Source organism: Streptococcus infantis, assembly GCF_047463635.1.
Lineage (GTDB): Bacteria > Bacillota > Bacilli > Lactobacillales > Streptococcaceae > Streptococcus > Streptococcus infantis_W.
Genome location: NZ_JASHDL010000019.1, coordinates 25,490 through 35,528 on the forward strand (window position 1 = coordinate 25,490; position 10,039 = coordinate 35,528).

At 41.5% G+C, this 10,039-nt stretch carries 9 protein-coding genes and 1 pseudogene; 6 read left to right on the forward strand and 4 right to left on the reverse strand.

Translation table 11 applies throughout. From position 1 onward, the window contains the following. Positions 1 to 11: 11 nt before the first annotated feature. From rseP to QM867_RS09225, 3 genes are read right to left on the reverse strand one after another with little or no spacing between them, the layout of a single operon-like run. Entirely contained in the window at positions 12 to 1,268 is a 1,257-nt protein-coding gene (gene rseP, locus QM867_RS09215; RefSeq protein WP_414285184.1) for an RIP metalloprotease RseP, read from the reverse strand. 21 nt (positions 1,269 to 1,289) lie between these two features. Further along, on the reverse strand, positions 1,290 to 2,093 hold the full coding sequence (locus tag QM867_RS09220) for a phosphatidate cytidylyltransferase (RefSeq protein WP_000613843.1): 804 nt from the start codon (positions 2,091 to 2,093) through the stop codon (positions 1,290 to 1,292). 8 nt (positions 2,094 to 2,101) lie between these two features. Beyond that, positions 2,102 to 2,854, reverse strand: coding sequence for an isoprenyl transferase (locus QM867_RS09225; RefSeq protein ID WP_223338415.1), 753 nt, complete (start codon positions 2,852 to 2,854; stop codon positions 2,102 to 2,104). A 215-nt stretch (positions 2,855 to 3,069) separates the two neighbouring features. Between QM867_RS09225 and QM867_RS09230 the strand changes: the two genes are divergently transcribed. The 6 genes from QM867_RS09230 to QM867_RS09255 all read left to right on the forward strand — a co-directional run bounded on the left by QM867_RS09230 (position 3,070) and on the right by QM867_RS09255 (position 9,940). After that, complete coding sequence (locus tag QM867_RS09230; protein WP_049509840.1) at positions 3,070 to 3,465, forward strand: helix-hairpin-helix domain-containing protein; 396 nt, start codon at positions 3,070 to 3,072, stop codon at positions 3,463 to 3,465. A gap of 370 nt (positions 3,466 to 3,835) precedes the next feature. Further along, a complete protein-coding gene (locus QM867_RS09235) occupies positions 3,836 to 4,423 on the forward strand; it encodes a flavin reductase family protein (protein WP_414276558.1) in 588 nt (195 codons plus the stop codon). Continuing rightward, entirely contained in the window at positions 4,401 to 4,961 is a 561-nt protein-coding gene (locus QM867_RS09240) for a GNAT family N-acetyltransferase (RefSeq protein WP_414276559.1), read from the forward strand. Before QM867_RS09235 ends, QM867_RS09240 begins: the two co-directional genes overlap by 23 nt. Continuing rightward, entirely contained in the window at positions 4,961 to 5,539 is a 579-nt protein-coding gene (locus tag QM867_RS09245) for an AAA family ATPase (RefSeq protein ID WP_281335652.1), read from the forward strand. Before QM867_RS09240 ends, QM867_RS09245 begins: the two co-directional genes overlap by 1 nt. Beyond that, positions 5,532 to 8,183, forward strand: coding sequence for a valine--tRNA ligase (locus tag QM867_RS09250; protein ID WP_414315624.1), 2,652 nt, complete (start codon positions 5,532 to 5,534; stop codon positions 8,181 to 8,183). The genes QM867_RS09245 and QM867_RS09250 overlap by 8 nt, the downstream gene beginning before the upstream one ends. Before the next feature lie 83 nt (positions 8,184 to 8,266). Beyond that, positions 8,267 to 9,940 (forward strand): ATP-dependent nuclease, encoded by a 1,674-nt coding sequence (locus tag QM867_RS09255; RefSeq protein ID WP_414315625.1) that lies wholly within the window; start codon positions 8,267 to 8,269, stop codon positions 9,938 to 9,940. Here QM867_RS09255 and QM867_RS09260 read toward each other — a convergent pair. Continuing rightward, a pseudogene (locus tag QM867_RS09260) lies at positions 9,929 to 10,039 on the reverse strand (IS5/IS1182 family transposase); the annotation flags it as partial. The gene QM867_RS09255 and the pseudogene QM867_RS09260 sit on opposite strands and share 12 nt — an antisense overlap.

Genomic DNA, 10,039 nt, shown 5'->3' on the forward strand with positions numbered 1-10,039 from the left:
TCCTCTATTTCTTAAAAGAAGGTACGCATGATGTCGTTCCATGTCACGGCGAGCATCAAGACGACCATAATGACAACTCCGACCAGAGTGACATAGGTTTCAATTTCTTGTTTTAGTGGTTTGCGACGGATAGCTTCTAGGATGTTGAGCACGATTTTTCCACCATCTAGTGCAGGAATCGGAATCAAGTTGAAAATTCCGATATTGATGGAAATTATAGCCAAGAAGAACAAGACATTCTCAAGACCATTTTTAGCAGCATCACTACTTGCCTTAAAGATGGCAACGGGACCGCCCAGCTTATTCAAATCCGGTTGGAAAATCAGACTCTTCAAAGCATTGAGGATTCGCAAAGCTGAATCAGCTGCACTTGTAAATCCGCCCATAAACATAGACCAGATATCTGATTTGAGTCTCGGCTGGACACCCAAGATATAACGCCCTTGACTCTCCTCAGGCGTCACACTGACTTGTTTTTCAGTGCCATTTTCAGAAACCGTCACATCCAAAACGGGCGCTGTTTTGTCCTTGGTTTCTGCATCGACCGCCTGAATCAAATCTGACCAGTTTGAAATCTCATAACTTCCGACCTTAGTGATTTGGGCCGTATTTTCAACTCCAACCTTAGCCAAAGCGCTATCTGGAATAATACTGAAATTGTTCGTTTGCGTATCACGAACGCCACCTTGCATGAAAATCAAAATCCAGAAGACGATAACTCCTAGGATAAAGTTATTCATAGGACCTGCAAAGTTGGTAATCAATTTCCCCCAGACAGTCGCATTTTGATATTGGACGTCTAATGGAGCGATACGAACTTCCGTTCCATCAGCTTCCACAATGGTTGCATCATGGTCAACTGAGAAAGTCTTTTCCTCTTCCAAGACCAAGCCTCTAATAAAGAGTTTATCCTCAAAATCAAACTGAGTGACCTGCATGGGTAAAGCAGTCTGGTCAACCTTTTTCCCAGAGAGATTGATACGTTTGACCTTACCATCCGCTGCCAATGTTAGACTTGCAGGGGTTCCAGTCTTAATCTCTGTCGTATCTTCACCCCAACCTGCCATACGAACGTAACCACCCAGTGGCAGGAGACGAATAGTATAAGCAGTCCCATCTTTTCCGATATGGGCAAAGATTTTGGGACCCATACCGATGGCAAATTCACGAACTAAAATCCCGGACTTCTTAGCAAAGTAAAAATGCCCGAATTCGTGAACCACCACGATAATCCCAAAAACTAGGATAAATGTTAGTAATCCTATCATTTAATTTCTATTTACCTTTCCTTAAAATAAGCCAAAGAGGTGCATAATCGGGAAGACAGCCAGCATGCAATCAAAACGATCCAGTACCCCACCATGACCTGGGATAAACTTGCCTGAGTCTTTGACACCAAAGTGACGTTTCATAGCACTTTCGATCAAATCCCCCAACTGACCAGCTATACTAAAGAAAATAGCAAAGACCATCATTTTGTAAATCCCATAAGGTAAAGCAACGGTACTATCAACTAGCATAAAAATCAAAGTCACTAGCATAGCAGCCAAGATACCCCCCATAGCACCCTCTATGGTCTTGTTAGGGGAAACTCTCGGAGCTAGTTTTCTCTTACCAAACTTCATCCCTACCAGATAAGCACCACTATCGGTTGCCCAGACCATACACAGTCCCAAAAGCGCCTTATCCAAACCTGCAATACGAGCATCGACCAAAGCATTAAAACCAAAGCCAACATAAAAACTCATGGCAATCGGAAAAACAGCATCTTCAATAGTATAGTTCTTGCTAAAAACTGTCGCTCCTAGCAAAATGAGAATCACGACACTATAAGCAACAACGTTCCCATCCACGGGCAAAAACTTCAGGTAGTTTTCCAAAGGAATAGTCAGAAAAAAGGTTGCTAGTAAAGTCAAGAGCCCTTCAGGCGTCATGGTATTTAACCCCTTCATACGAAGCAACTCATGAACTCCCAACATAGCCACAATCCCCATGGCAATCTGGAGCCATAAGCCACCAATCGCCAAGATTGGGATAAAGATAGCCAAGGCCAAGATAGCAAAAAGGGTTCTCTTTTGTAAATCCTGTATCATAATATCTCCTAAACTCCTCCAAAGCGACGGTTTCGACGATTGTACTCGATGATAGCTTCTTTCAAGGCTTCCTCGTCAAAGTCAGGCCACAAAACGTCCGTGAAATAAAGCTCGCTATAGGCAGCCTGCCACGGCAAGAAGTTACTCAAACGAAGCTCCCCACTAGTCCGAATAATCAAGTCAGGATCCCGCAATACTTTTGGCAAATGACCCGTAAAGAGGTATTCCCCAATCAATTCCTCGGTAATATCACCAGGATTGATCTTAGCATCTAAAACATCCTGTGCAATCAACTTGACCGCTTGGGTGATCTCAGCTCGTCCACCATAATTGAGCGCAAAATTGAGAATCAAACCTGTATTTAGCTTGGTCAGCTCTTCTGCCTTTTTAAGAGCATCAAAAGTCTGCTTCGGCAAACGATCAGTCTCCCCAATCATTTGAATCTTCATGTTCTTCTGATGCAATTCAGGAACAAACTTATCATAGAATTCAACTGGCAGGTTCATGATAAATTTGACTTCCTGATCTGGACGGGTCCAGTTTTCAGTTGAAAAGGCATAGACCGTCAAGGCTTTGACACCCATATCACTAGCAGCAATCGCTACCTTTCTCAATGCATCCATCCCAGCCTTATGGCCAAAGACTCGTGGCTGCATCCGTTTTTTAGCCCAACGGCCATTCCCATCCATGATCACACCGATGTGGTCTGGCACCATTGTGGGGGTTTCTGTTGCTTTATCTTTTTTTAAAAATCCAAACATGATTGTATTCCTATTCAAAAATCTATCGTTTCATTATACCATATTTTTCACTTTTCTTCTATTATTTCCTATCATTCTACGGCGAAATTTCCCATATATCTCCTATATTTCCAGTATATCAAGCCTTGCAATTCCTAAAGAAAGTTGATACAATAAAACCATAGAGATTCAATCCTTGTTCAGCCACAGGGATTTTTTATTGAAAGGATTTTATCATGTCAAAGACACTCCAACGTAAAAAACAATTGAGAAACAGCCTTCGTCGCTCAGGTGCATTTTCAAACACTGTAAACAAGGTTGTCGAAGAAACAAAAAAAGTTGTGAAACACGCTGAAAAAGCAGCAAGCGATGCAGGTAAAGCTGTCTCTAAAAAGGTTGAAAAAACTGTAGAAGCAACCAAAGAACAAGCACAAAAAGTTGCTACTTCTGTAGAAGATTTCGCAGCCAACCTAGGTGGACTTTCAGTAGATCGCGCTAAAACTTTCTACGATGAAGGTATCAAATCTGCAGCTGACTTCAAAAACTGGACAGAAAAAGAACTCCTTGCCTTGAAAGGAATCGGTCCAGCAACTATCAAGAAATTAAAAGAAAACGGCATTAAGTTCAAGTAATCTTTCTTGTTCCTTGCTTTTCCGTCAAAAACTTGTTAAAATATAGCCATTAGAGGTGTTTTGAGTCCCACATTTTACAGAAAGTGGCGGTGCTGAGAAGTCCACAAATGTATCAAAACTGGTTGCTAATGATATTAAATTAATAATTGAAATATAAATCTTTTTGTTTCCTTTTAGGACTAGACAGCGAGTTGCAGGCTGTACTCAAGTACGGCAAGACGAGCTAACGCCGTCATAAAAGAGAAACAAGAAGATTAAAGTTGCGGGCATGGCCCGAAATTGGGTGGTACCGCGGATAAACATATTCGTCCCTGTCAGATTGATGACAGGGGCGATTTTTCTTTTACACCCCTAGCCAAAGGAGGTTGTCATGAAACAATCTTTTAACACCAGTAAACTCTACTATGGTTTTCCAATCTTCATCTTGGGATATCAGGACCAGAACTTTGGGCACAATATCACAACCTGCAGTTCCTCTTATAGCCTGGGAGATTGGCTGGTCATCGGTGTTGGTGCTGAGGAGAATGCAGCTGACCAGATTAAGCATTACCAACAGTTCACTGTCAACATCCCTGACGAAAACCTCATGCTTGAGATGGAACAGGCTGGCTTCATCAGCCATCGGGAAAAGTTGAAACACCTGGGACTTGACTACGAGATTTCTGAGCGAACTCAGGCTCCGATTTTGGAGGCTTGTCCAGTCGTTTTGGATTGCCAGGTTGATCGGATTATCGAGGAAGATGGCATCTGCCATATCTTTGCCAAAATTCTCGAGCGACTGGCTGATCCAGAGCACTTGGACGATAAAGGGCATTTTAAAAATGACCGCTTTGCCCCAACTTACTTTATGGGGGATGGTCATCAGCGCGTTTACCGTTATCTGGATGACCGAGTCGACCCCATGGGAAGCTTCATCAAGAAAGCGAGGAAGAAGGATGACAAGAGCAACATTACCTGAACGAATCGAAACCGAGTGTCTAGTCTTACGAGTACGTACAGTGGCGGATGCTGAGGATATCTTTGGCTATGCCAGTCGTCCAGAAGTCTCTTACCCAGCAGGGTTTCCACCTGTCAAAACCTTGGAAGATGAGATTTATTACCTAGAACATATCCTTCCCGAGCGCAATCAAAAGGATAATCTCCCAGCTGGCTACGGAATTATCGTTAAAGGAACCGATACAATCATTGGTTCTGTCGATTTCCCCCGTCGCTACGAAGACGATGTGCTGGAGATTGGCTATACCTTACACCCGGATTATTGGGGTCGCGGTTATGTGCCAGAAGCAGCGCGTGCCTTGATCGACTTAGGCTTTAAAGATTTGGGTCTTCACAAGATTGAACTAACTTGTTTTGGCCATAATGTCCAAAGTCAACGAGTCGCTGAGAAGCTTGGATTTACCCTCGAAGCTCGCATCCGAGACAGAAAGGATGCTCAAGGAAACCGCTGTGACAGTCTGATATATGGCTTGCTGAAGAGTGAGTGGGAGGCGGATTGATGCATGTTTTCATTATTGGAGCACCAGCCTCAGGGAAAATGACCATTGGTCAGGAACTTTCGAAACTCACCGGTGCGACTCTCTTTTTCAACCATCAACCCATTGATTTTGCACTCGAAATCTATCAAGATTTTTCAGAGGAAATGTGGGAACTTGTTCGTAGAATTAACTTTTCTTTTCTTGAAACGAGTGCTAGATATCATCGGTCGGTGATTTTAACAGGTGTAACTGATTTTTCAAATCAATACCATCTGATGTATTTGAAGGATATTCAAGATTTGTTAAATGAGTATCATCAAGAGATTCTTTTTGTCGAATTAGAAACGTCTCTTGAGGAGCGCTTACGTAGAAATCGGACGGAGAATCGGTTGAAATACAAACCCTTGAAACGGTATTTTGAAGTATCTGAAAGAGAAATTTTAGAGACTGATAAAACGAATCAACTTAATTCTCAAAAGCAACCGAGTGGTCTTCACCACTACCTTAAAATTGATAATACGAATCTGTCCGCAGAAAAAGTTGCAAAGCAGATTCAAGAAAAAATGAAAACAATAGAGAAAGGACAAACACATGTCTAAAGAACTTTCACCTAAATACAATCCAGCCGAGGTTGAGGCTGGTCGTTACCAAAAATGGCTTGACGCTGATGTTTTCAAGCCTTCAGGAGATCAAAAGGCTAAGCCTTATTCAATCGTTATTCCACCACCAAACGTAACTGGGAAACTTCACCTTGGTCACGCTTGGGATACAACTTTGCAAGATATCATCATCCGTCAAAAACGCATGCAAGGTTTTGATACACTTTGGCTTCCAGGGATGGACCACGCAGGGATTGCGACTCAGGCTAAGGTTGAGGAACGCTTGCGTGGTGAGGGCATTACTCGTTACGATCTTGGTCGTGAAAAATTCCTTGACAAAGTCTGGGAATGGAAAGACGAATATGCCACTACCATCAAGGAACAATGGGGCAAAATGGGGCTCTCTGTAGACTACTCTCGCGAGCGTTTCACGCTTGACGAAGGTTTGTCAAAAGCCGTTCGCAAGGTCTTTGTAGACCTTTACAAAAAAGGTTGGATCTACCGTGGTGAGTTTATCATCAACTGGGACCCAGCAGCTCGTACAGCTCTTTCTGATATCGAGGTGATTCATAAGGACGTTGAAGGTGCCTTCTACCACATGAACTACATGCTGGAAGACGGTTCACGCGCCCTTGAGGTTGCGACCACTCGTCCTGAGACTATGTTTGGGGACGTTGCCATTGCGGTCAATCCAGAAGACCCACGCTACAAGGATTTGATCGGTAAAAACGTCGTCCTTCCTATCGCTAATAAATTGATTCCAATCGTTGGAGACGAGCACGCGGATCCTGAGTTTGGTACTGGTGTCGTGAAAATCACACCTGCCCACGATCCAAACGACTTCTTGGTTGGTCAACGCCACAACTTGCCACAAGTCAACGTCATGAACGACGACGGAACCATGAATGACTTGGCCTTCGAATTTGCAGGCATGGACCGTTTTGAAGCCCGTAAGGCAGTCGTTGCTAAGTTGGAAGAAATCGGTGCCCTTGTTAAAATCGAAAAACGTGTCCACAGTGTTGGTCACTCAGAGCGTACAGGTGTAGTGGTTGAGCCACGCTTGTCTACGCAATGGTTCGTCAAGATGGACCAATTGGCTAAGAACGCTATTGCCAATCAAGACACAGACGACAAGGTAGAATTCTACCCACCTCGTTTCAACGATACCTTCCTTCAATGGATGGAAAACGTCCATGATTGGGTAATCTCTCGTCAACTCTGGTGGGGTCACCAAATCCCTGCTTGGTACAATGCTGAGGGTGAAATGTACGTCGGTGAAGAAGCCCCAGAAGGTGACGGATGGACTCAGGACGAAGACGTCTTGGATACTTGGTTCAGTTCTGCCCTTTGGCCATTCTCAACTATGGGCTGGCCTGATGTGGACTCAGAAGACTTCAAACGTTACTTCCCAACTTCAACCTTGGTAACAGGTTACGACATCATCTTCTTCTGGGTGTCTCGTATGATCTTCCAATCTTTGGAATTCACTGGCCGTCAGCCATTCCAAAATGTGCTTATCCACGGTCTCATTCGTGACGAGCAAGGACGCAAGATGTCGAAATCTCTTGGTAACGGGATTGATCCAATGGATGTTATCGAGAAATACGGTGCCGATGCCCTTCGTTGGTTCCTTTCAAATGGATCTGCACCAGGCCAAGACGTGCGCTTCTCTTACGAGAAAATGGATGCTTCTTGGAACTTCATTAACAAGATCTGGAACATCTCTCGCTACATCCTCATGAACAATGAAGGCTTGACCCTTGAGCAAGCAACTGCCAATGTAGAAAAAGTTGTTAACAAGGAAGCTGGAAATGTCACAGACCGCTGGATTCTCCACAACCTCAATGAAACTATCGGAAAAGCTACTGCCAACTTTGACAAGTTTGAGTTTGGTGTGGCTGGACACATCCTCTACAACTTCATCTGGGACGAGTTTGCAGACTGGTACGTTGAGTTGACTAAGGAAGTCCTTTATAGCGATAACGAAGAAGATAAAGTCATCACACGTTCTGTTCTCCTTTATACTTTGGACAAGATCCTTCGTCTCCTTCACCCAATCATGCCGTTCGTGACAGAGGAAATCTTTGGTCAAATCTCAGAAGGCTCTATCGTTACAGCAGAATACCCAACTGTCAACCCAGCCTTTGAAGACCTCGCTGCCCACACTGGTGTGGAAAGCCTCAAAGACTTGATCCGTGCTGTTCGGAATGCGCGTGCGGAAGTAAACGTTGCTCCAAGCAAGCCTATCACCATTCTCGTGAAGACAAGCGATAGCGACTTGGAAGCCTTCTTTAACAGCAATGTCAACTACATCAAACGCTTCACAAATCCAGAACACTTGGAAATCGCATCAAACATCCCTGCACCTGAACTCGCTATGTCAAGCGTCATCACAGGAGCAGAAATCTACTTGCCACTGGCAGACCTCCTCAATGTCGAAGAAGAGCTGGCTCGTCTCGATAAGGAACTAGCTAAATGGCAAAAAGAACTGGACATGGTAGGTAAGAAACTCTCTAACGAACGCTTCGTAGCCAATGCCAAACCAGAAGTCGTCCAAAAAGAACGCGACAAACAAGCCGACTACCAAGCTAAGTACGATGCGACCGTATCACGGATTGATGAGATGAAGAAGTTGGTGAAATAAACACAGAAACACGGTGAAATGCCGTGTTTTTTGGCATAATTTGGTATAATAAATAAAAAGTGATATGTAGAAAGAAATAGATTATGTTATTAAAAAAATTCTCTGTAACTAATTATCGCAGTATAACTAATGCTACAGTTTCATTGGGTGACTTTACAGTACTAGTTGGAAAAAATAATGAGGGTAAATCTAATTTACTTAGAGCCATAGACACATCTATGTCTATTATTGCATCAATAAATTACTTAAAGCCAACTCGTAATTTATATGATTGGGAGCGAGATTTTCCTATTCAGCATCAAAAAAGAACACGTGGTCTTGATTCGATTTTTCGATTACAGTTTGAGTTAAATGAAGAAGAAAAGAAAGAATTTAAGAAAAAAACTCGTTTAAATGGTAATGAGATAATAGATATTGTGTTAAAAATTGGTAAAACAAATAGGCCAAAATTGTCTGTCCCGAAGAGGGGAAGTAATACTTATAATTCTAAAGCTTCTCAAATAACAGAATTTATTTCTCAAAAAATTAATATTAATTATATCCCCGCTGTTAGAACAGAAGATCAAGCACTGGATATTCTTCAACGTGTAATACGTACCGAATTACGTGTTTTAGCATTTGATCAGGAATACACAAATGCTATAGATAAAATAAATGATATTGAAAATAAACTTTTTAAGGAATTATCAGATAGAGTCAGTCCATCACTGAGTGAGTTCATCCCTAATTTTCAAAGTTTTGAAATTACAGCAAATAAATCACAAGGATATTACGGACCTTTTGGTAGGTCAGTTGATATTCAAATTGATGATGGGGTCAAAACTAGTATCTCGTATAAAGGCGATGGAATTAAGAGTTTAGCAACTCTAGCAATTTTAAAAGATAGAGATTCAAAAACAGGTGCTTCAATTGTTGCTATTGAAGAACCGGAATCGCATTTACATTCTGGTGCAATACACACTTTACTTCAAGTTTTACAGGGACTTTCTGAGAAAAATCAGGTGATTATAACCACACATAATCCATTATTTGTGCAACAAAATCATATAATGTCAAATATAATTGTTGATTCTGGTAAAGCTAAGGTTGCAAAGAACATTACTGAGATTCGTAATATTTTGGGAATTCTTCCATCTGATAATTTATCAAATGCACGGTATGTTATTGTTGTTGAAGGCGAGGATGATAAAATTGCTCTTCAAAAAATATTACCGGTAAAGAGCGATTTAATCAAGAGTAAATTGGATAGTAATCAATTAGTAATAAAACCTCTAGGAGGAGCTTCTAAACTTCCTAGCGAATTATATAATTTAACTCAAAATTTGTGTAAATATGTTGTGCTTGTTGATAATGATAAAGCAGGACTTGATGCCAAGAAAAAAGCTATAGAAAAAAATCTTTTAAAGGAAAGTCAAATTAGAATAGTAATGGCAACAGGTTTAAGAGAGTCTGAATTTGAAGATTGCTTAAGAATAGATGTTTACGAAGAATCTATCAGACAAGAATTTGGGATAAGTAACTTACAATGTAAGGAATTTAAAAATAATAATAAGAAATGGTCTGACAGAATGAAAGAAGTTTTCCAGACAAATGGTGTAGGATGGAGTGAAAGTATAGAATCTAAGTTAAAGTTAACTGTTGCACGGTCAATACCGGAAAATATTTCGGATATAAATGGAATACTAATACCACAAAAATCAGTATTTTTAGATAATTTTATTTCTATTATTAGACTTCCTGCGAAACTAGAATCCTAGTTCACGATTGATAATGCCAGTAATCAAATTCATTCGTAATCCAAACCGTTTGCGTCGATTTCGATAGGTTGTTGAAAATATTTTAAACGTTTTTACTTT